The sequence below is a fragment of the Myroides sp. C1519 genome (assembly GCF_038039755.1).
GTDB classification, from domain to species: Bacteria; Bacteroidota; Bacteroidia; order Flavobacteriales; family Flavobacteriaceae; genus Flavobacterium; species Flavobacterium phaeum_A.
The window spans coordinates 41,579-63,878 of the sequence record NZ_JBBPHM010000020.1 but is presented as its reverse complement, the minus strand read 5'-3'; the positions used below and the strand labels follow the sequence as shown (position 1 = coordinate 63,878).

16 protein-coding genes, 2 tRNA genes and 1 pseudogene are annotated in these 22,300 nt (G+C 31.3%); 5 read left to right on the top strand and 14 right to left on the bottom strand.

What is annotated here, in order from left to right; all coding sequences use genetic code 11:
• Positions 1-413, top strand: a pseudogene (locus tag AABL81_RS11315) (hypothetical protein); the annotation flags it as partial.
• A gap of 60 nt (positions 414-473) precedes the next feature.
• On the opposite strand, the gene AABL81_RS11310 reads toward AABL81_RS11315, so the two are convergent.
• The 7 genes from AABL81_RS11310 to rbfA all read right to left on the bottom strand — a co-directional run bounded on the left by AABL81_RS11310 (position 474) and on the right by rbfA (position 9,951).
• A complete protein-coding gene (locus tag AABL81_RS11310) occupies positions 474-1,553 on the bottom strand; it encodes a hypothetical protein (RefSeq protein WP_158210056.1) in 1,080 nt (359 codons plus the stop codon).
• Between the two features lie 109 nt (positions 1,554-1,662).
• A complete protein-coding gene (locus AABL81_RS11305; RefSeq protein WP_158210055.1) occupies positions 1,663-2,724 on the bottom strand; it encodes a hypothetical protein in 1,062 nt (353 codons plus the stop codon).
• Positions 2,725-2,728: 4 nt separating this feature from the next.
• On the bottom strand, positions 2,729-3,805 hold the full coding sequence (locus tag AABL81_RS11300) for a hypothetical protein (RefSeq protein WP_341341072.1): 1,077 nt from the start codon (positions 3,803-3,805) through the stop codon (positions 2,729-2,731).
• A complete protein-coding gene (locus AABL81_RS11295) occupies positions 3,805-5,583 on the bottom strand; it encodes an HSP90 family protein (protein ID WP_341341071.1) in 1,779 nt (592 codons plus the stop codon). Before AABL81_RS11295 ends, AABL81_RS11300 begins: the two co-directional genes overlap by 1 nt.
• Positions 5,583-8,105 carry a tetratricopeptide repeat protein gene (locus tag AABL81_RS11290; protein ID WP_341341070.1) on the bottom strand — a complete coding sequence of 841 codons (2,523 nt, stop codon included), beginning with the start codon at positions 8,103-8,105 and terminating at the stop codon, positions 5,583-5,585. Before AABL81_RS11290 ends, AABL81_RS11295 begins: the two co-directional genes overlap by 1 nt.
• A gap of 240 nt (positions 8,106-8,345) precedes the next feature.
• On the bottom strand, positions 8,346-9,557 hold the full coding sequence (locus AABL81_RS11285) for an ABC transporter permease (protein WP_341341069.1): 1,212 nt from the start codon (positions 9,555-9,557) through the stop codon (positions 8,346-8,348).
• 1 nt (position 9,558) lies between these two features.
• Entirely contained in the window at positions 9,559-9,951 is a 393-nt protein-coding gene (gene rbfA, locus AABL81_RS11280; RefSeq protein WP_158210050.1) for a 30S ribosome-binding factor RbfA, read from the bottom strand.
• 68 nt (positions 9,952-10,019) lie between these two features.
• Here rbfA and mce point away from each other — a divergent pair, with 68 nt between their 5' ends.
• The 3 genes from mce (at position 10,020) to AABL81_RS11265 (ending at position 10,665) form a co-directional block, all read left to right on the top strand.
• Positions 10,020-10,421, top strand: a complete 402-nt coding sequence (gene mce / locus AABL81_RS11275) for a methylmalonyl-CoA epimerase (protein ID WP_158210049.1) — start codon at positions 10,020-10,022, stop codon at positions 10,419-10,421.
• A 70-nt stretch (positions 10,422-10,491) separates the two neighbouring features.
• Positions 10,492-10,568, top strand: a tRNA-Ile gene (locus AABL81_RS11270).
• A 23-nt stretch (positions 10,569-10,591) separates the two neighbouring features.
• Positions 10,592-10,665: transfer RNA gene (locus AABL81_RS11265), tRNA-Ile, on the top strand.
• A 74-nt stretch (positions 10,666-10,739) separates the two neighbouring features.
• Here AABL81_RS11265 and AABL81_RS11260 read toward each other — a convergent pair.
• Genes AABL81_RS11260 through AABL81_RS11250 form a run of 3 tightly spaced genes read right to left on the bottom strand, consistent with a single transcriptional unit; the run spans position 10,740 to position 17,980 of the window.
• Positions 10,740-12,725: a UvrD-helicase domain-containing protein gene (locus tag AABL81_RS11260; RefSeq protein ID WP_341341068.1), complete on the bottom strand. Its 1,986-nt coding sequence runs from the start codon at positions 12,723-12,725 to the stop codon at positions 10,740-10,742.
• Positions 12,701-14,815, bottom strand: coding sequence for an ATP-dependent endonuclease (locus AABL81_RS11255; protein WP_341341067.1), 2,115 nt, complete (start codon positions 14,813-14,815; stop codon positions 12,701-12,703). Before AABL81_RS11255 ends, AABL81_RS11260 begins: the two co-directional genes overlap by 25 nt.
• A gap of 3 nt (positions 14,816-14,818) precedes the next feature.
• Complete coding sequence (locus tag AABL81_RS11250; protein ID WP_341341066.1) at positions 14,819-17,980, bottom strand: type ISP restriction/modification enzyme; 3,162 nt, start codon at positions 17,978-17,980, stop codon at positions 14,819-14,821.
• A gap of 370 nt (positions 17,981-18,350) precedes the next feature.
• Here AABL81_RS11250 and AABL81_RS11245 point away from each other — a divergent pair, with 370 nt between their 5' ends.
• Positions 18,351-18,836 (top strand): hypothetical protein, encoded by a 486-nt coding sequence (locus AABL81_RS11245; protein ID WP_341341065.1) that lies wholly within the window; start codon positions 18,351-18,353, stop codon positions 18,834-18,836.
• A gap of 7 nt (positions 18,837-18,843) precedes the next feature.
• On the opposite strand, the gene AABL81_RS11240 is transcribed toward AABL81_RS11245, so the two are convergent.
• From AABL81_RS11240 to AABL81_RS11225, 4 genes are all read right to left on the bottom strand, one after another.
• Positions 18,844-19,368 (bottom strand): hypothetical protein, encoded by a 525-nt coding sequence (locus AABL81_RS11240; RefSeq protein WP_341341064.1) that lies wholly within the window; start codon positions 19,366-19,368, stop codon positions 18,844-18,846.
• Positions 19,369-19,598: 230 nt separating this feature from the next.
• Positions 19,599-20,450, bottom strand: a complete 852-nt coding sequence (locus tag AABL81_RS11235) for a toprim domain-containing protein (protein WP_341341063.1) — start codon at positions 20,448-20,450, stop codon at positions 19,599-19,601.
• Between the two features lie 201 nt (positions 20,451-20,651).
• Complete coding sequence (locus AABL81_RS11230; RefSeq protein WP_341341062.1) at positions 20,652-21,890, bottom strand: primase-helicase family protein; 1,239 nt, start codon at positions 21,888-21,890, stop codon at positions 20,652-20,654.
• 99 nt (positions 21,891-21,989) lie between these two features.
• Entirely contained in the window at positions 21,990-22,253 is a 264-nt protein-coding gene (locus tag AABL81_RS11225; protein ID WP_341341061.1) for a hypothetical protein, read from the bottom strand.
• Between the last annotated feature and the right edge of the window lie 47 nt (positions 22,254-22,300).

Below are 22,300 nucleotides of genomic sequence, written 5' to 3'. Positions count from 1 at the left end.
CGGCAATAGAGCAACCTTTAGTAATAGAAGACAACTTAGCCATAGAAAATGAAGCGACCTTGTTTGAAATACCTGCAACAGAGTTACCTTTAGTGGACAACAAGCCACAAGAGGGTATTACGACAATAGAGCAACCTTTAGTAGCAGAAGACAACTTAGCCATAGAAAATGAAGCGACCTTGTTTGAAATACCTGTAACGGAACTACCTTTAGTGGACGACAAGCCACAAGAGGAAATAACTTCAGAAGTAGGAACCCAAAACACTCCTAATACGAAAGATGTTATGCAAATTGAAATCTTTGACGTAGAGACAATTGTTACAGAACCAATTGTAAACAAACCTAAGAAAGAAAGAAAAAAAGAAAAGAAAAACTCTTCTTTTGACCAAGAAGGACAAATAAGTTTATTTTAAATAACAAAGGGCTATTTCAAGTTGAAATAGCCCCTTTATAATATGTATCTTTTCCTATACTTATAGGCGTGGTATAGCAAAAAGTCGATTTGCTTCTTTTGTGAAATTATTATTCCCATTTCTATTATCAAAGCGAGCTACCAAATCAAAAGCACAGTCTTTGAAATAATTACACAGCACTTTCAAATCATACTCTCCACTTTCTTGGTAATAAGGTAACGACACTGGAAAGTTAAACTTCCTGGTTCCTCCCTCTTTTAAAAGACACATAGCGTGTTTGGTAAATATTAATGAATAATGACTATCTGCTCCATTTTCCCAGATACAAAACTTCTCAAAGACATCCCAACACTCTTCTCCTCCAAACTGCCACGATAAGTACATATAGAAAATACGTGATCTAAAATGTGTTATCGGATCATTCTCATCATATACTGACATATTACACTGAGCAAGCTCAAAATATTCACGTGCCTCATTCACATTGCCACGAATAAAATGTTCATAAGCAAATACCATATATGTTTCAAAAGCGGTCTCTATAAACTCAAAGCGATTTGCAAACAGATCTCGTGCTGCTATTTTTGCCTCTTCAAACTTCCCTTGAGCTAAAAGATTATACGTCTTTATAGCGTGTTCAAAAGGAGGATTATCACTTAATTCGTCAACCAACTCCTCCCCCATTAAATTAACTATTTCCATTGCTTTGTCATACTCTCGTAAATGCTGGTACCAAATAGCTAAAATGTGGTAATATCCACGACTGCTATATCCATTTTTCAACAAACGTTTATGAAAATCATCTCCTATCTCCTTTAATTGTTCTTTGGTAATAGCTGTAGACCCCGATGAAATAGCGTACATCCACTTATATTCATATAAAAAGTCTTTCTCTTCAAAATATCCTTCATTGCTATCACTTGTATTTAAAATCCAAGTAAAAGCAGGATAACTTAAAGACGTACGTGGCGTATGGTTCTCTGTATTTATCAACAACAATCTTAAATCAAATCCCCAATCAATATCATTGTGTTTATCCGCAATGGCAATAGCCTCTTTAATTAACACCAATTGATCAGCTATAACCTTTGTTTCATTAATCTTTAAAACTATTTTCTGTATATCCAGTGTATAACTCATATATTTATTCTTATCACTTTTAACCTCTTAATGTCTAAAGTTATTATATTAATCCTATTAAAAAAGGCAAGCAGAAAAAACCACTTGCCTTTGCAATATTGTAAAAACGCTAAGTTAACATTTCGTCAACTTCTGTTTTAAAATTGTCATTACCATTACGCTGATCAAAACGATTAGCATAGTCATAAGCTATATCTTTAAAATAAACATATAGTTCAGATAAATCATATTCACCGCTTTCTTGGTAATATGGAAGTAATGAAGACAGCTCCAGTCTTTGTTTACCACCATTTTTCATAAGTGGTGCCATATACTTAGCAAAATTAAAAATATGTAGGTCCTCTGCTCCTAATTGCCAATCTGCAATCTTTTCAAAAAATGACCAAGTATCTGGATGATTCTTTTTGTGCATATAAGCAACTAATAGTCCCATTGAATACCCAACAGAACTATCATATTGATCGTGTGCGTGATATTCCTCCATTGCTTTGTCAAAATAGATACTGGCTCTATCATCTCCTGCTTGTTCTAACCAATAAGCAAAACAGCAAAATGTTTGAAAAGGCATTGAATAACACGTCAGTTTTTTATTAATCAAATCTTGAGCTTTGATAAGAGACTCTTCAACAAATCCTTGATACAATAACGTTTCTACCTTTGTATCTAATTCACAAGCCGGACAATTAGTCATATCATCTATGATTTCAGCATCAGCTAAATCAATGTACTCTTGTGCCTTTTTATAATCTCTAAGATGTAATGACAAACCTGTCATAACATTATAATAAGCGCGAAGACTAAAACCATTCTTAACTAAACGGCGTTTCAAATCTTCTCCTATCTCCAAAACCTGCTCCATTGGAATAGCTGAACTGCGGTAAGCAGAACAAAACATCCATTTATATTCCCATAAAAAATCAGCCTCATCGAAGTAGTCGTCATTTTCATCACTTGCGTTTAAAATCCAAGCAAACGCAGGAAAACTCTCCTCACATTTAGAAGTATTGCGCTCTTGTCTAATTAAGTCCAAACGCAAATCAAACCCCCAATCTATATCATTATGTTTATCTGCAATTGCAATTGCCTCCTTTAAAGCCTTTACTCTATCTGAAAAATTCTGCAAATCATCCAGCTTTAATAAAATCTTTTGAATCTCTAAATTATAACTCATCCTTTTATTTTTTTGGTTGGTTTTCTTCTTGTAATTGCTTCAGCTCAGTACAGCAATGATTATTGCCATTTCTTTGATCGAATTTAGTAGAAAACGACTCTGCTATAGAATAGTAATAAGCCGCTAACACTGCTAAATCATAAATTCCTTCTTGTTTATAATAAGGCTGTTTAGGAGATATTTTTAATTCTCTTGTACCACCTTTTACAAAAACCGCAGCAATATGTTGACTAAAAGCCATTTGTAAAAAGTCCTCTGCCCCCACTTGCCAATCTACTACTAATTCAAACATACTATAAAGAAGTTCGTCTTCTAACAAGTGTAGTGTGTAAATAAACCTTGTCATACTAAACAACATCGAACTATTTACTCCCTCTACCTTATAAAATGCTTCCTTAGCTTTTTCTAAATAAATAGAAGCACGACTATCTCCTCTTCTTGCCATGAAATAGGTCATAGCACAATAGCTTTCAAAAGGCAATGAAAATGCAGAAAGCTTCTTTAGTTCCATTTGATTGGCTAAATATATAGCCTCTTCAAAGTCTCCTATAATAGATGCCCTTTCTACAGAATAATCATACTCTACCACCTCATCTTCATCATCTTCTTTAGGTTCCAGTTTTGCTAAATCTATATACTCACATCCTTTTGCGACATCTCCTCTATTCTGAGCAAATTCAGCTAAACAAAAGTATAGCCCTCGTTTACTCATTCCGTTTTTCTCTAAACGCCTTTCTAAGTCAAGCGCTACAGTATGGGTGTGTTCTAAAGGAATATCTGTATTACAATTAACTGCTCCAAGCATCCACTCATATAAACCTAAAAACTCAGCATCTGAAAACTCCTCAGGGTATTCATCACACACATTTAATATCCAAGCAAAAGCAGCCGGACTATGAATACACATAGACGTAGCACTTTCTTTTCTTATTAAATAACTGCGTAAATCAACTCCCCAATCCAGATCATTGTGTTTATCCGCAATTTGAATTGCTTGCTGTAACAAAGCAATACAACGATCATAATCGCTGTAATGCTCTTCTATTTCTAAAGCTAACTTTTGTATTTGTAATCGATACATTAAAACTTAGGTAAAAAATTAGACATACCTAAGATCATAAACTGATACAACGCATCATTAAACGTATCCATCTCTTTTTTATTGATTGTATATCCCCCCAACATTAATGCTTGAACATACAACACATTAATCAATGCTTCAAACAACTCTGGATCGTCAATATGCATAACTTTCGTTACCAAATCACTTTGTTGATTAAAACACAACGTCGGCATTACTTCCTCTTTTTTCTTAAAATGATGTAAAGTCGACGCAAAAGGATTTGACGTTTGAGAAAGACTCTGAATATTCTTAGACGCTATTGCATCCTCATTGGCAATATAGATAGCCGTTGTATCTTTTGGTTCAAAGCGCTTAACTTCAGCTCTACAAAAATGCTTCTTCAAGATTTTATTAGCCTCTAATACAAACTTTTCAATCAACTCTTCAGATTCAACTGCATCTTCAAACTCCTCCAGAATATCATTTGGATTAATTTTCTCTATGCTTAACTCAGGATGACTGCGCTTAATTTTTTCAATTAAATCTGTTTCATAACTATAAGCCGCATTAATCACTAATTTCTTTTGAGAACCTGCAATACGTCTTATCTGTCTAAAATCATCTAAAGAAGGTGTAAAGTATATTTTATCTACAGACTCTTTGATATCCCCAAAAGCAAGCATCCCTTGATTGGTTTCAAAAGGTAAATAATCCTCAAATAAGTTCATTATCTCAGAATCAGATGCTGCCAATGCTTTAATAAACATATGGTGAATATTGATAATCTTTTCTAACGTGTCAATGTCCGTTAGAGACAATGACTTCAAATAGTCTTTAAAACAAATACTCAACTCTTTCTTCGTTTCTTGAAGAACCGTATTATTCATTAACGACTCTCTTGACGCTGTTGGTTGTAATGCATTTGCATTAATTACACAACGTACAAAAGAAGTCCACTCTGGCAATAAATTACTTGCTTGATCACACAAATACATTCTTTTCAAGAATATTTTATGCTCTTTTGTAGCGGTTGTATTTACCTTATTAGGAATAATAAAAGCAACTCCTTGTAGTTCTCCTGCATCAGACTGTAATCGGAAAACATCTAAAAACTTTGTTTTAAATACTTCCTTTCCGTAAGCTAAAAGTTCTTCTTTTGTACTTTCTGGATCTAACCAAACAGGATTACCATTTAATATTTGATCTACTTCACCGTTCTCAATTAAATTTACTTCAATTGGTAAAGCACTTCCGTAAAACAATATATTTTGTTTAACCTCATCTTTTTTAAACAAGGACTTCCAAGCCTTCTTTGCATCTAAGATTACCTTTGTTCCAACCTCTGGAAGTAAGTCGATCATTTCAACATTATAAGTACCATCAGCTCTACCAGTCCAACGAACAGACTCCTCTCTATAAAGAGAACGAGATTCAACAACAATAGCCTCACTCACTACTAAACAAGATAACAGACCAATACCAAACTTTCCTATTAAGTCTTTATCTGCTAATTCACCTCTTTTAGAACTCTGTCCAATCACAGATAAAAATTGGTGAACATCCTCTTGTGTTAGTCCAACACCATTGTCTTGGAATATTAATCGATCACCTTCAAAAGTAACATTAATAGCCCCTTTAAACTGTTCATCTATACCTTTGCGTACAGTAACAGCATCCATTCCATTTTGCAATAATTCCCTGATAAAAACTGTTGGCGAGCTATAAATATGCTCTGACAACAATTCTATCATTCCTTTCATATTTACTTGAAACTGATATTGTTTCTTATCTTCCATTATCTTCTTCTTTTACGAGGTCCTCCTACAATTTTTTGAGCATCTTCATTTCCATTTTCAGCTGCTTGCTGATACCATTGCATTGCTTGCTCATCACTTTGAGGAACACCCTCTCCTTTTAAATAACAATTTGCTAATTCATACTGCGCACTGTCAATACCAGCCTCAGCTGCCTGAATTAAATAACTTACCCCATATTCAGGATCTTTATCTGTTCCTTCTCCTTTGATAAGCATTGTTCCAACATAACTTACTGCATCCATATAGCTATTGTCAGCAACTGTTTTTAAGTAGTAAAATGCCTCTACTAAATCCTTATCTACACCATTACCATAGTAGTAACACAATCCCAATCTAAACATTGCTGCATCATAATGACGCTCAGCCGCTGCTTTATATGCTTGGAAAGCTTTTTTATCATCCTTTTCAACTCCAAAACCAAACTGATAACAAATACCTATTCCCTCTGAAATATAATCTCTCTCCTCAGCCATTTTGTAATATTCAAAAGACTTCTCATATTCTTGATCAGGTCCATAACCATATAAATAATAGTCCCCTAAAGCTAACATTCCTAAAGGCGAACCATTTTCTACAGCTTTTTCAAACCATTTCTTTCCTTCTTCACTATTTCTTTCTTCTAAATAACCATAAGAATAGTAAACACCAACTTTATATTGTGCATAACTAAAACCTGCTTCAGCTCCTTCCAGCATATATTCAAATGCTTTAGCGTAATTTGGTTCACCACCATTTACACCTTCTTCATAGAACAAAGCGATGTCAACATTAGCATCTACAAAACCAAGTTCTAATGCTTTCTCAAATAATTCAAAAGCCATTTCTTCATTTTTATCACCTCCTATTCCATAACGGTAGAAACGTGCTAAATGATAAACTCCCTCTGCAATATCATTATCTGCAGCAATCTGGAAATACTTACGAGCTTCCTCTAAGTTTGGTTCTCCTACAACACCATCTTCACTCATAAACCCTAAACGCAAGGCAGCAAAGAAATACTCATTGTTTAAAGCATCAATATATAAAGCTTGTGCCTCCTCAGCATTAGCATCTAAACCTTCACCTCTCTCCAACATCATAGCCAACTCAACTTTACAGTAGTTAGATCCGTGCTGTTCTATTCCTTGTTGATAATAAGCAATTGCCTTTTCTGTATTAGGTTCTCCTGCATATCCATAACGATTATACCTACCTGCATATTCCAATCCCATTCCATTATTTCTTTCAGCAGACAGTTCAAAATACTCAAGTGCTTTCTCATAGTTTGGTTCATCTTCAAACTCTGTATTTTGATAAGCAATACCTAAGCGGTAAGGCGCATAATCACTTCCTAATTTAGTAGCCTCTTCTAACAAAGCTTTTGCTTCTACTACATTGCTTTCTACCTCTCCTGAATCTAACAAAACAAAAGCCTTTTCAGACATTGCTCTATCAAAGCCGTTCTCAATTGCTCTATCTAAATATCCTATTGCTTTTTCAACATCTTTATATTCCTCATTGTACAGACGAATAGTTGCTAATTCTAACAACGCTTCATTTGAGTCATAAGCAACTGTTTTCTCTAATAAAGCAATTGCAGTTTTAAAGTCTCTTTCTCCTCCATTAAGAGGATACAAATAGCTATACGCAAGTACAAAACCACTATATACAATTCCGTAATCGAAAGCATAATCAAGTAAATCACGCCCTCTTTCAACAGTATATCCCAAACTTTCAAATCGTCCATTACAGCACATCATTCCTAATAAATAAGCTGAATAAGCACTTTTATTAGCAATTCCTTCCTCTAATACTTCTGCAGCTTTAGCATCTTGCTCTTCTCTTAAATAATAATCAGCTAAAACATACAATCCTTTCTTTTGATTGTGTAATAAGTCTGAATATTTTTCAATAACCTGCCATCCTTCCTCTGGAGAATTACAATTGCGAAACTCAATATTCAATAAAAACAACTCCCCTGCAGCAATCTTTGTCTTTGCTACAATATTCTGTAACAACTGCAACCCTTCATCTTGATTCTTTTCATATCCTAAGTTGCCATAATATTTACTATACCCTACGTGACAAGTACATAGATCATCTCCTAATTCATATCCTTTTTGTAAATATCCCTTTGCAATCTCATCATCTTTATAGCTAAAACGAGCATTTAAAAACAACTCATATTGAAAACCATAAGCTCTTATAAAACCTTGATTTATAAATAAGTTATTTAATTCTCTAACATCTGTAAACCAAGTAGCATAATCCTCTGCATTTAAAGACATACTGCTATGAACACAATTAGAATCTTCGTTCAATTGAATATATAATTCTTCAATTACTTCATTACTTTTTGCTTCTTTAACCGCTAACAGACATATTGCATAAGCTTTATACCATTGATTAGGATCATTATAATCATTTGCTTCTATAAATGATTTTGCTTGTTCTGTTAGTGATACACTATCAGTCGCAAAGTCACTTACGTAGCTTTTATATTCATTAAAAGAATTTCTCATAATTGTCTGTTTTATTGTTTTTTGTAAACTAAATATCATTCTCAATAATCACAAATGTAAGAAAACGACATTCAATAAGAGTCGTCATTACGACTAAGCGCAATTTCTATAATTGTGAATTACTAAAATATTTACAATATTTCAATATGACACTACAAAATCAATAAAAAACAGAAGTAATGAATAAATTACACCGCAAAAAGAATAACCAAGAAAATCTAAACCGATAAAAATTAACGATTATTTGTTTGCTTGTAAATAGTTATGATTCACACGAGACGACGCTATTAGCGATGCTATCAATCCTAAGAAAATAATTGATACAAACACTAAAACTAAGTTCATTAAGTTGAACTCAACAGGATAAGCCATTCCCTCTCTAATTGAGATAAACTGAAAATGCGCTTGAAGTAAAACAAAAACAACTCCTAAAAAAACACCTATTAAACTTCCTAAACCACAAATAATCATTCCCTGAAATAAGAATATTTTTCTTAAATCAGTTAGTGGTGTACCAAGTTCGTTCAAGGTTTTAATATTGGATTGTTTCTCTAAAATAATCATAATCATTGCTCCCACTAAAGTAAAAAGAGCCATTATAACTACTAACACAAAAATAAGATAAACAACAAGGTTCTCTGTATTCAGCATACGATACAAACCATCATTTTGTTGTGCTCTATTCTTGATAATAAAATTTTCTCCCAATACTTCTTTTACCTTACTTATCGCTTTGCTTTCAGAGACATTATCTGCTATAGCAAGTTCAAGATTAGTAATCTCATTGGCAGGAATAAACAATAAGTCTCTCGCAACATCAATGTCAACGAATACATACTTATCATCTAAGTCATCATTTTGTAAAATATAGACACCAGTAGGGTTTAAAGTCTTTTTAATAAACGCATCTTCTGGATTATTAATCACCCCTTTACCTGGTTTCATTGCTAAAGCTTCAAAAGCATTTTCAGTATCAAAAAGCCCCATTGATAGCACAGCACTAATACCGATACCTACAACAGTCTCATCTGAATCTGCCTCAAGCCAATTACCATATTCTACTTTACTCTCGAAATCGCTAACATTTGAATAGTCAGAATCTACGCCTTTTATTGTAGAAACTGTTTGTTTTTCTTTAAAAGAAAATAAAAGGCGATCTTCTACTACTTTAGCAACTCCTTTAAAATAACCTGAATCTTCTAAGTCTAAAATCTGTTTGTCTTCCACTACAAAGCTTTTGCCTTTTTCGCTATACACTTTTAAGTCTGGATCAAGATCATTGACAAACGAAAGACTAAAACTCCTTAACCCACTAAACACAGACAAAACAATAAACATAGCCATAGCACTGACAACAATTCCAATGGAAGCTATTGCAGTAATAACGTTTATCGCTTTGCTCTTGCTTTTACTAAAAGCATATCGTTTAGCTATGTAAAGAGAGAACTTCAAATTACTTTTTCTTTCTTTTTACTAATAAATCACGGTCAGCGATTGGATTTTCTTCACCTTTTAAAGCCTTATCGATTTGGTCAATATACTCTAAACTATCGTCGATATAGAAAACTAAATCTGGAACTTTTCTTAATTGGTGTTTTACTCTTTGTGCTAATTCGTGTTTAATTAACGGAGCATTTGATTGAATTGCTTTCAATAATTCAGGACCTTTCTCTGATGGAAAGATGCTTAAGTATACTCTTGAAATTGATAAGTCAGTTGTAATACTAACTTTAGAAACCGAAATTATCAAGTTTGATAATCCGTTCTTACGTACCTCTCCTTGCAAGATATCAACGATATCCTTTTGCAACAAGGTCCCCATCTTCTTTTGTCTATTTGTTTCCATAGTGCAAAAATACAATTTTTTGCATATCAAAGTTTTTTATCTTTGTTTATCAACCCAAAAAAACTGAAATGAAAAAAATTGAACATATTGGTATTGCAGTAAAAGACTTACAAGCTTCTAATGCATTGTTTGAAAAACTATTTGGAGCTCCAGCTTACAAAGAAGAGAGTGTAGAGAGTGAAGGTGTAAAAACTTCTTTTTTTATGAATGGCCCAAACAAGATAGAGTTATTAGAAGCTACAAATCCAGATAGTCCAATTGCTAAATTTCTTGAGAAAAAAGGAGAAGGAATTCATCACATCGCTTTTGATGTTGAAGATATTGAGGCAGAAATGAAAAGACTTTCCGATGAAGGCTTTATCGTTTTAAACGAAAAACCTAAAAAAGGTGCTGATAATAAATTAGTTGCATTCTTACACCCTAAAACCACAAACGGAGTATTGATTGAACTATGTCAAGAAATCAAATAAATGCTAAAAAATTCTTGCATAAACCAATAAAACGGAGTAATATTGCACTCGTCAAATTATGTTTGACACTGGTCCTATAACTCAGCTGGTTAGAGTAGCTGACTCATAATCAGCAAGTCCCTGGTTCGAGCCCAGGTGGGACCACCACGAAATTTTACGGTCAAAAGACCGGTCCTATAACTCAGTTGGTTAGAGTAACTGACTCATAATCAGTAAGTCCCTGGTTCGAGCCCAGGTGGGACCACAAAAGAACCCCTCATTACCTTGGTAGTGAGGGGTTTATTTTTTTTAGGGGGTTGGTTAGGGGGCTATATTATTTCATACTATTTCAATAACATTATCCTTACCAAACCATTCTTCTGCCTTTTTTATCACTTCTACATCTGGATTGTGAAAGAAAATTGCTAAATTTTCTTTAGCTCTTGTACAACACACATAAAAAATCTTTTGAGTTCTTGATAAAACTCTTGGAAAAGATTCAAGTTTACTTTTAGTCTTTGATTTCCCATCTACAAGTTGCTGATAAATGCTTTTCTGATTAAAAAGATAATTAAAATTATAATCATTCCAATTACCATTATCTAGGATAACCAAGACATTATCAAATTCTGCACCTTTAGTTTTATGTTGTGTTGAGAATGGAGTTTGTCCTTCCAGATATTCATACAGTTTTTGAAATTTACTAAACTCTACATTTTTCACTCTATTATACAAATACTCACTTTTCACTTTAAAAGTCATGAGCTTATCATCAATCAAACAAATCTTTTTTTCGTGTGCATCGTTAATAACTTGTTCAATAGTATTATTTTCAACATCTTCAAGGCTTTCAATATTCTCTTTTAAAGCCTTTTTATCTGCGATACTTGTAATTTTAAAATGATAGTCTGTAGCTCTTAAAAACTCATTGTACTTTTTATTTTGATAGAGAAAAATATTATGCTGAATTTTAAATAAGTGTTTTATAAGATTATCCCTTTTTGAACCTTTCTTGTTCTCATCACCTTCATCTTTCTTTTTATCATCAAGTAATTGGTCTTTGTCAACATACATTTTGGAAAAATCAACAAAATTTAATGACTTGGCATAATCATACAAATCGACATTATCATCAATAAAAAGCTGCATTGCATCTGTTGGACGAACAGTTTTTAATTCTTTGCTATCTTTTCCTTGCTGTAATATTTCAATTACTTCTCCAAATGTATTCTCTGAAAAATCAGTTGCAATATTCTTATCTTTAATATACTTCTTAATTCTATCTCTAAAACTTAATATGTGGTCTTTATCATAAATATCCATCAACTCTCTAAAACCACCTTTTCCTGCTATTAAATTATGAGTAAGATTAAGTTCTTTTGTTTCCTTTGAATTACTAAAATCCCAAGCATGTTCTGATGCTAAAAAATCTTTAACTTTATTGAGATCTCCATCAGCAGAATACAAAAACAAAACAGCACCTTGTTTTATTACACCGTCAATCATATTAGGAGCTTCAGGGTCAGTAGAAGGTTCTTGAGTTATGCCATCAGTACGAAGTTTATTCGCTAAATTAATAACAAGTTGAGGATTTCTTCTATTTTGCTTCTTTAGAATTTCTTGTACTTGTCCTGCATTCGTTCCTTTGTAATAATCTAAATTACCAATGCCTTCTTCATAAATTGACTGCATCGTATCCCCAAAAAAGCCAATGATATTTTTTCTACTACTTTTCTTAAAATACGTAAGAAATATTTCTACAACGGCTTTACTTGTATCTTGATATTCATCTATGAAAATGAATTTGTATTTATCTTTTACTAGACTGCTGAGTTTGGGATATTTTTCAAAAAGGTAATTTGCTACTATTAGCAATTCATCGTGAGATATTATACCTTCACGTATTCTAACGAATTCTTTGTATTGCACTCCATTAGTCAAAGCCGCAAAATAATTCTCTGGAACGGGATTGACTTTTTCAATAGATATTTTAGTTACCTCTCCATTATTTGCTAAAGATATAAGAGCTTCTTTAAGCTCTTTTTGAAAGTGCTTAATATTATCCCATAGAAAATCGTGTATCGTAGATACATTAAGATTTTTATGGTTTACCCTTTCTTCAATTTCTTTAACAGCTGCATTGGTATAAGTCATACAGGCAACCTTAGCTGTTGGATTTTCAGCTATTACCTGCCTAATTACATTTACCAAAGAATAGGTTTTACCACTTCCTGCACCTCCACTTAATAGAAAATTATTACCTTCATCTATTAACTGAAAAATCTCCAGTACTTCTGGCTCTAAATTTCGTCTTCCTTCAACCATAACAAACCATTTTTAATATAAGCTGGAATATTCCAATTGCTGAAAACTTCATCACTATGATATATTATATCTAAAGCGAAATGAGTTTTCTTCTTAATACAATTATTAGCCAAATCATAAGGACTTTTTGCATTATCATCAAAATCAGATGAATTTTTTATTCCTTGAAACGTACCTTTATTTGATTTTACAAATTCTCTATTCAAGTGTATAAAAGCATCCTCAAAACTCCTAGCGTGATAACTATTTTCTTCCTGTTGGTAACATATGCATACTTTAGAAGTTCCAACATTGATAGTCCTATTTTCAATAGACAATGTTTTTAAATCATTCCAAGACATTTCCTTAAGAAAGTGTAATAAAGCTGAATTACTTGTTTCTGATCCTTCAACTACAGGACATGCCTCTATTATAGGATTACCTTTTTTGTCGTTATTCCCTAAATATCCTTTCGAATCAATATCAGTTAATATCAATGACTTTATACCTAAGAAATCAATAAATTTTTCAAATATGTGAGAGTAGGCGCCAACTTCTATAATTGAAATATTTTGAGATAGTAGAGGAAGGAGAGTATCATCATAATCTTCACTCGACAATCTTGCTTTATCTTCTAAATCTACTTTTCGCATAAAAGTTGGTATTAAGATTCTCTCAGTATCCCCCTCTATAAGAACAGCCTTATCAGCAAAAAATATCTCTGCTCTACTAACTGTTAAATATTGTTTTAAGAATTGATATTGCTTAGGGGTTTTATTATATTCAGCTATTAATTCTTTTAAATTTTTGGCCTTTACATCATTCTTTTTAATAGCCTTCAAATATTTTATATTTTCAAAATCACTATCTGCTACAATATGTGACGAGTGTGTTGTAATTATGTACTGTAATGGTCTATGTATCTCATTACACTTATTAATAGAAGTTTTCTTAATACCTTCTCGAAGTAACTTCTTAATGTTTTTAATGAAAACATACTGCATTTGAGGGTGAGTATGAGCTTCTGGTTCCTCAATAATCAATAAATTGATATCAGCAGGTTTTTTATCATTATCTCTCTTAAAATCTTGAACAAGAATTTCAATTTCAAAAATCATACTTATAAGATTCATATACCCTAAACCATTATAATGCTCTGGTAACCTATGATCATCATGAGTATATACAACTGTTGTATTCCCTTCAAGTAATTCTCTATGTTGTAAAGTAGAAATAATTGCGATATCAGTATCATTAAATTTTACACCTCCAAAGTCTTGTACTTTTTTAATTACATCTTTAAATAAATCTATATAAATACCACTTAATATATTATCAGTTTCTGAAAGCTGATGTTTGAAGTTTTCTGTAGCCTGACTCTTGTCAGCATTATCCTCCTGCTTTTTATAAATACTAGAAGTTTGTTTAGATAAAGTATTCTCTTTTTCTTTGTTAGTTACATCTCTTTTTGCACTTATGTACTTGAAATTAATGATATCCTTTAAATTTATATTCTCACGAACAAGGTCAATAGGCGTTGTGTCAGTAATATCTTCTGTTGTTATATCATACTCAAACGAGTATTTACGTATTTTAAAATAGTCATCTAAATTTTGCTTTAGAAAAAATTTTAATACTTTTTGAATATAATCAACTTTCCTTTCTTTCTTACCTTTCTTAGGCAATTCTTTATTTAAAAATGAATTAAAATCTTCTTGCAATTTCAAGAAGTCCTCAAAACTAATAGTATATTCAAAACCTAGCACAATAACATTATTATTAGGATCCAAATCCATCAATACCCTACTAACATTAGATAAGTCATCAAAATCATCATATTCTATATAAAGTTTTAGCTTAATACCTTTAGATAGAAATTTAGTAGAAGATTTTGAAGACTTAATGATTTTTTCAAAATCATTTTTAAAATCAATATTAAAATCATCGTATGAGAATTTAGTTTTTTCATTTAAAAACTTATCCAGAACAGATAAAATTGAGGTTTTACCCGTATTATTCTTACCAATAACTAAAGAAAGTTCATCTTCTAAATCAATTGAAAAATCCTTTAACAATCTAAAGTTTTGTACTTTTATTTTTGATATCTTCATATTTTATAATTCTAAAACATTATCAATTTCTTTCATCAACCTATCTGTTTCTACTAAAGCAACAATCATCTGATTATAGTGTTTAATATCTTCAAAAGACAATTCTCTATCCTTACGATCCTTTAGCCATTTCTGAGCTGGTTGATATCCACCTATGTAGAAATTCCAAGCCACTTCTGGAACGTTATCAAAGTATTGGGTATCGTTGATAAAAACTTTCCCTTCATTGAAAGCTGTTTTACCTACTACATTATCACCACTCTCAGGATAAGAAGATATAAAATCATTTATCTTGTCTAATTCTAGTAAATGTAGTTCACGTATTTTCTCACCTAAGGCTACTAACTTCCAGAATGACACCGAATCATTAGGATAAGGCACACGAGGAAAATCTATTTTTAAAAACTCTTTATAAGTTTCTCTGTATTTTGGCGAATGTAAAACAGCGTAGATATAATCTAATATATCTATAGGAGCAAAAGTTGCTTCTATCACCTCTTTTTCGTTTGTAAATGTTAACCCCAATTTATCTGCTATTTCATTTACAATTTCTAAATTTAAATTTGGTGTGCGTACTGATATTTTTTCGACACTTGTTTGAGTAAAGTCGTTGTATAAATATAAAGGGAAAATCGAAGTAATCTCACTTGTTTTATTTGAAACAAATGAACTTTCAATAATTTTATTAGATATAAATATATGTTGATAAGTATCTCCTGATTTAAATTGTTTACAAAGTGATAAGCCTAAATTTTTGCCATTTAACATATGCTTTGTTATATCTTTTCTTGATCGTTCTATAAATTCATATTTATAATAAACATATTTATTATCGAAAGGGCGGTAAGAAATAGGCTGAATATTCTCATCACTCCATAAGTCTGTTTTTTTTACAAGATCTATCTTAAAAGATTTATTTTCTTTTAAATTGTATTTTGATTGAATTTCATCTTTATTTAGTAGATAAAAATCTTTTATTCTATTTAATAATACATCCTTATTTGAATCAATTACAAAACTATCTCTAGAAGTCACTATCCCCACATTGTTGATAGGAAATAGTGAGTTTACTTTAAAACCATAATCATATGTTTTTTGAGCAGTAAAATCTTTTGGTACCATAAAATAATCAGGTGCCACATTTTCTAATTTATTAAAATCAATTGAATGAATATTTTTCTCGATTAAAAATTCGTATTTACTTTCTCTTTTTCCATATAAATCATATTGAAATACTTGACCTAATTCATTTGTTTTTTTAGATCCTGTTTTTACAAAAAGATTGATCGAAACACCCTGCATGATGTCAAAAACATTTTGATCAATTGAACCATCAGGTGCTGTTTCTTTTTTCTTTGAATTTCCATGTAAATCGATGGTATAAATCTTATCATACGTTTTTAGCAGATTCCATCTCATCCCTCTAAAAGTAGGATTGTCTAAAAAACCGTGTGGATTAATGAAAGCCAAAACCCCATTTCCGTTTTTCTCAATAAAATGCTGTCCATAACGCAAGAACTTTACGTAATCATCATTTATCCATTTAGGGTTTCTTTCTTTTAATTTCTCTTTACCTCCAGGTTCTTTCTTATAATCTTCCATCAAGTCCATTATCCAGTTTCCCTTGTTAGCCGATTCACCACTATAAGGTGGATTCCCCATAATAACCATCACAGGTGTATCTTTTTTTATAGCATTTGCTTGGTTACTTTCATCTGATAACCAAGAGCTAAATAGTGTATTAGTATCTGGATGTGCTTCCTCTAAAGAATTCGTAAGATATATTTTGAATCGTTGATCATCATCACTATGATAACCTGTTTCTTGTAATAGCATATCCATCTTTAGATGTGCCATTGCATAAGATGCCATCAATAACTCAAAGCCATTAAGGCGTGGTATTAAATCAGCTTTTACATATTGATTCCACATACCTTCCATTCCTTTGAATTTTGAATAGATATGTTTAACAGTTTCGGCTAAGAATGTTCCTGTACCTGTAGCAGGATCTAATATCTGAACACGATGCACCTCTTTCTCTACTTGTCTATAACCAGTTGAAGAACGTCCATCTGCCATATCTGTATTTACTTTAATTTTAGTCTTTGATGTATCCGCTAATCCTTGAGATAAACCAAATTCATCTTTTAAAATATCATCTACAGCTCTTACAATAAAATTTACCACAGGTTGAGGGGTATACCAAACTCCTCTTGCTTTACGTAACTTAGCATCATACTTTGAAAGGAAAGTTTCATAAAAATGAATTATTGGATCTTCCATCTTTGTACTCTTACCAAATCCTTTCATAATTTGATGTACGTCTGTTGCCAAGAACACATTAACTAACTCATCTACAACCCAATCTATACGTTTATCCAAATCAAATCCAGCAATGTCCTGAAATAACTTACGCAAAAAAGGATTAGACTTAGGTATTAGATTAGCAGCTTCTATACGAGAAAAGGTATCTAATGTGCTATCATTATAGCGAGCAGCAAACATTCCATAAGCAATTGTTTGAGAATAAATATCGGAGAAAGCTTTATTATCTATATCGTGAATCAACATATTCTTAAACGAAATCATTTGCTGCTTTAATGGTGAGAATTGTTGTAATTCATCATCTGCATTTAAAGCCTTTTCAATTATATCAGCCATCAAACGTGCTTTACCTGCCAACAACTCTGCAAGTCTTTCGGCAGAACGAATAGTTTGAGACACAACTGTACTGAAGTTCAATATAAGACTCTCAAATGTATTTATGTTCTCTTCTATTGGTTGTATAACTCCATTACGTATTTCACCTATCGTTATTGTTGTTGTTAATTCTCCGTCTCTATAAAAATCAAATTTTAGGTAATCCGTTATAATCAAATTAGTAAGTCCTTCTTTATACCTACCAAACTGTTCTTGAAGTTGTTTTGACTTTAAATCGACTCCAATATCTTTAGCTTCGATATACCCAATAGGAATAGTACTTCCAACTTTAGTTAACACATAATCGGGAGCTCCACATGCTTGTCGTTTGGGTTCATTTGTTGCCTGTATTTCTGGTAACAAACTCTCTATTAGGTTTTGTAAATCTCCACGAAAAGTATGCTCTGTAGAATTTCCTAATTTATAGCGGTTATTAAGGCTTGATATGTATTGTAAGGTCTTCATTGTAAATAGCTTTAAAAACCAAAAATACTTATAATTCAAGTAAGTTAAAAGGGATTAAAAGCTAACTCATAGAAACTACTAAAAATGACTAAAACTGACAGTTAAATAAACAATTTCTATTTAAATAAAAAAGAACACTTTCCTACATTTCACTTTATTCCCTACATTTGCATTAGAAAATATTACGAACACGCGTGAGCTGTCGAATTTGGTTACAGAAAACTAGGAATCTTCTTAAAACCCAAACTTCGTCAGACTTACGCTCGTGCCTTATATTGGCGTGGGCTAGGTCTTTCTGGGTTTTGGGTATCCTAGTACCTCTGTAACGGATTGATTTTAGTTTCACGCCTTTTTTTAATTTTATAAGGCAATGAATTACACACCGTTTATTACAATCCTAAATAAAGTACTCTTTGATAAGAAAAAAGTGAGTTTTGCAAAAGAAAATGAGATTTTACTCACTCCTTCTTTTATCGAAAGCTTAAAAGAGATTCGATCAAATAAAGTTTCTCAATACCTTTTACAACAGATTAAAGAAACTATAAACGAGATGAATACAATAGATAAATCTTCAATACTACAGATTACTATTACAAATGAAGAATTATTTCATGCTATGTTTACTAAATCCATGTTAGGTATTTATCCCGATTGTCCAAATATAAATGATTTTGACTTTCAGCGTGATGCAAGTTCATTATTACTTACCAAGAATATTCCCACTGTGTTTATTTACTTTATCTATGAACACATGCTGTTTCCTATATACAAAGTTCAAGACTTCAAAAAAACAATCACTAAAAAAGATTACTTTGATTTATGTAGTTTAATTTCCAAACATTACTTTACGCATTAATTCAATTTTAATTGATTTGTTTAGACATGACAGTATTCCAACTATCAATAAGAAATTCTATTTCCTGTCCAGAAAAATAAGGTCTTAGTTGTTCAACTATATCTTGTTCTCTAATACCACGAGTCCCTAATAAAAAAATGATTTTTTTAAATACATAATCATAATGATACTCCAAAGGATGATCTATTCTTTCATCTTCTGGATCTAATTTGAATATAATATCCCTTCGTGTAGCAATAACTTTTTTATCCAAAGTTCTAATAAACCCAATAAGAACATTGTTCCTTTCCATCAACATTTTCTTCATTTCTTTAGTGTGTGTATCTAAGAGATTTGACACATTCTCAAGATAACTTATTGGTTTAATATTTTTCTTTTTTACTAAATCTACTTGAAAATTATTGTCGATAAAATTCCTAACAATATAACCTAAAACATCTTGTATTGGAACATCTATAATTTTAGAAATTGAAAAAACCTCCTCATGAATCTTTTTTTCAATTTTTATACTTTTTAATACTTTTCTACTCATAACTATTTGAATTACATCATCTTAAATACTTTTTTCTACTTTTAATTTTTTCTTTTCAAAAGAAACACAAAGTAACCGACTAACAATCAATCACTTCCCCCCGAATGGGCAATAAAGTATCGGAAATATGCCGATACCGTCTTGCTATTAAAGAAATACTTCATTTAGTCTATCTTACCATTAACATTCATTCATTTCAAAAATGAGACTTCTCATAACAAACATTTCAATTATTTACTTCTATTCACTAAATAATCATTGATATCTTTAGAGCAATTATAAAAAACACTACCATCAATTGCTCTATTTCCATAAAAAGAAATAATTTTTTCAGCTGACAATCTTCCATTTTCATCTTGATCTAATAAACAAATAATCTTAGAATATCTATTCAAAAAATCAAATGTATTTTTGTTAGACAATAATGATGTAGAATTTAAAATGACATAATCATGTTGAGATTCACGGTGGGGATAACCAACTAAAAAGGATAAAAAATCAGTCCAACTTTCCAAAACAATTACTGAATTTTTATTATTTATAAATGTTGAAACAAACTTCTTTCCTAAACATATTTTTATGTATTTGTTTCGAACTTCGTACCCATCCAAATCATTTTTAAAACCTATTCCGTAATATAACTTATCATTAAGTTTGTAATGAAGTTCTACACAATACTTTTTAGCTATTTTCAGATCAATACATCGACTTTGTATATAATTGATTAGTTGAATATTCGTTAAAGGCTTAATCACTCTTATTTCGTAATTCTTTTCTTTTTCAATAGCAACATCTTGAAAAAAGGACTGGTGAAAAGAAAAATATTCATTGTTTAAAATCTGTAATACTTCTTTTAAATCACACTTGTAATATATCATTACAAAATCTAAAACGTTTCCTCCTTTTCCTTCTCCATGATCATACCACAAGTTCTTTAAAACATCTATTTTAAAAGAAGCTGTGCATTCATTCCTAAACGGACTTATGTACCAAATCTCACGATTTGTCTGTTTGACATTTTTAGCTCCTATTTTATCCAAAATAGATGCTAAGCTTATTTTTTTTGCTTCATTGCATGTCATAATCCTGTACGACTTAAATTTTACTGATTTTTTGATGATTGATGACAGAACCTTGTAAGTTGTTGATATTTAATAAAATACACTGTCATCAAACTGTCATCAATCATCAAACTTATTCTAAAGCTGTCATCAAACTTATTTTGATGACAGCTTGATGACGATTTTGATGACATATAACTTACTGAAATAAATCACATTACACTACTTGTCATCATTATCATCAAAATAATGAGCAATTTTGCTTAACTCAATTTCATAGTAGCGTCCTTTTCTATCTAATCTTGTAAATTCTCCATAAGATTGATAATCATAACCAGAATATTTATTTGAATTATTAGAGGGTATAAATCCCCAATTTTTAAAAATAGTTCTCACATCATTCGCTTCGATATGACTTCTTTTATTTAGTTTTTTTATAATGGCACAAGTTTCCATTGGTGTAAGACAGATTTTTTTCTCTTCAAATCTTTCTGCAATCTCTCGTAATAATTCTAACACTTCATCCTGTACCTTGCTTTTATCAGAATTCATTAGTTTAATAAGTGCTTCAGTACGAATTTCTTCAGGTGTAAACCACATACGTGTTTTCTTTGTAGTTGAATAGGATATTGTATGTAGATAATTAAGAAAGTCTGGGATTTCTTTGAAAAGCAAGTCTAAGAAATCCGGGTTCTTTTCTATTTGTGGAATTTTGCGTACCCAAAAGCGTATTTCCTCTCTGTCTATCTTCATAAACGAATCTTCAAAATTGCTTGTCATTACAAACTTGTAAAAAGATTCCACTTCTTCTTTATCTCTACCTTTTCGTTCAATCTTATTTCTATCAGCAGTACTTAAAAACTTGATACGTTCAGTGATTTGTTGATTATCAGTAACAACTTCATCTATAAGAACTAATAACTTCCCATCTAAGTCTGAATTAAAATTATTTACAAAGGATTCTGCATTGATATAAGTAGCATTAAATGAAAATATCTTTCTAAGATATTTAAGCATAGTTGATTTTCCCGTTTCTCTTACTTTAGAAACTAAGACAAGTACAGGTAGAACCTGTGTCGGATATTCTAACATTATCTTAAAGTAATCAAGACCTAAATGATATTGTTCTCCGAAAATATGACGTATAAAATCCAATGTATTTTTTAGTTTACTTTCTAAGAAAACTAATTCGTCAATAGACCTTTGTACTCGGTAGTCTATAGGGTGGTAAATATTGTAGAAATCAGCTATCTCCCTACTATAGTTTATATGTTGGGGAATACAACAAAAACCATAATACTTTTTAATATTGGAAATAAAGTCTTTTCCAAAGTCATTAATAATCGTTTCCTTGTTCCAAGGCAGCATTACTTTTTCAGTAGTTTTACCTAGAGTTGGTCGTTCGATTATGGCATAGTAAGCTGTACCCACTCGAATAAATTCGGCAGAATGTAAGTTCATAAGAAATAATAGATTATAATCCTTATATTTGCAATACAAGGATTTGATTAAAAATAAAAATTCTAAGCGTTTGGTTTTTGAAGGAAGCAAACGCTTTTTTTATGGGTTTAATAAATGATGATTTTTCAATGCAATTTGGATTAATTGCTTACGCGAAAAGATAGGCCTTCCATCAATCTCATAGTATGGAATCTTACCTTTATTTTTCCAATTAATAATAGTTTGAACAGTTCTATCAAACATATTAGCTACTTCTTGTTGAGACATTCGATCCTCTCCAATAGGGAAAAAAGTATTATTTAATACATCATGAGATTCATTTGATAATCTCTCTTTATTTTCATTTAAAACATTTGTACTCATTTGAATTGATTTTAAAACATTTGAACACAGCAAAGATTTATTTTTCT

Excerpts from the sequence above, each read along its gene's own strand:
- AABL81_RS11310 (WP_158210056.1), bottom strand. The coding sequence starts at position 1,553 with ATGAGTTATACACTGGATATACAGAAAATAGTTTTAAAGATTAATGAA.
- AABL81_RS11305 (WP_158210055.1), bottom strand. The coding sequence starts at position 2,724 with ATGAGTTATAATTTAGAGATTCAAAAGATTTTATTAAAGCTGGATGAT.
- AABL81_RS11300 (WP_341341072.1), bottom strand. The coding sequence starts at position 3,805 with ATGTATCGATTACAAATACAAAAGTTAGCTTTAGAAATAGAAGAGCAT.
- AABL81_RS11295 (WP_341341071.1), bottom strand. The coding sequence starts at position 5,583 with ATGGAAGATAAGAAACAATATCAGTTTCAAGTAAATATGAAAGGAATG.
- AABL81_RS11290 (WP_341341070.1), bottom strand. The coding sequence starts at position 8,105 with ATGAGAAATTCTTTTAATGAATATAAAAGCTACGTAAGTGACTTTGCG.
- rbfA (WP_158210050.1), bottom strand. The coding sequence starts at position 9,951 with ATGGAAACAAATAGACAAAAGAAGATGGGGACCTTGTTGCAAAAGGAT.
- mce (WP_158210049.1), top strand. The coding sequence starts at position 10,020 with ATGAAAAAAATTGAACATATTGGTATTGCAGTAAAAGACTTACAAGCT.
- AABL81_RS11260 (WP_341341068.1), bottom strand. The coding sequence starts at position 12,725 with ATGGTTGAAGGAAGACGAAATTTAGAGCCAGAAGTACTGGAGATTTTT.
- AABL81_RS11255 (WP_341341067.1), bottom strand. The coding sequence starts at position 14,815 with ATGAAGATATCAAAAATAAAAGTACAAAACTTTAGATTGTTAAAGGAT.
- AABL81_RS11250 (WP_341341066.1), bottom strand. The coding sequence starts at position 17,980 with ATGAAGACCTTACAATACATATCAAGCCTTAATAACCGCTATAAATTA.
- AABL81_RS11245 (WP_341341065.1), top strand. The coding sequence starts at position 18,351 with ATGAATTACACACCGTTTATTACAATCCTAAATAAAGTACTCTTTGAT.
- AABL81_RS11240 (WP_341341064.1), bottom strand. The coding sequence starts at position 19,368 with ATGAGTAGAAAAGTATTAAAAAGTATAAAAATTGAAAAAAAGATTCAT.
- AABL81_RS11235 (WP_341341063.1), bottom strand. The coding sequence starts at position 20,450 with ATGACATGCAATGAAGCAAAAAAAATAAGCTTAGCATCTATTTTGGAT.
- AABL81_RS11230 (WP_341341062.1), bottom strand. The coding sequence starts at position 21,890 with ATGAACTTACATTCTGCCGAATTTATTCGAGTGGGTACAGCTTACTAT.
- AABL81_RS11225 (WP_341341061.1), bottom strand. The coding sequence starts at position 22,253 with ATGAGTACAAATGTTTTAAATGAAAATAAAGAGAGATTATCAAATGAA.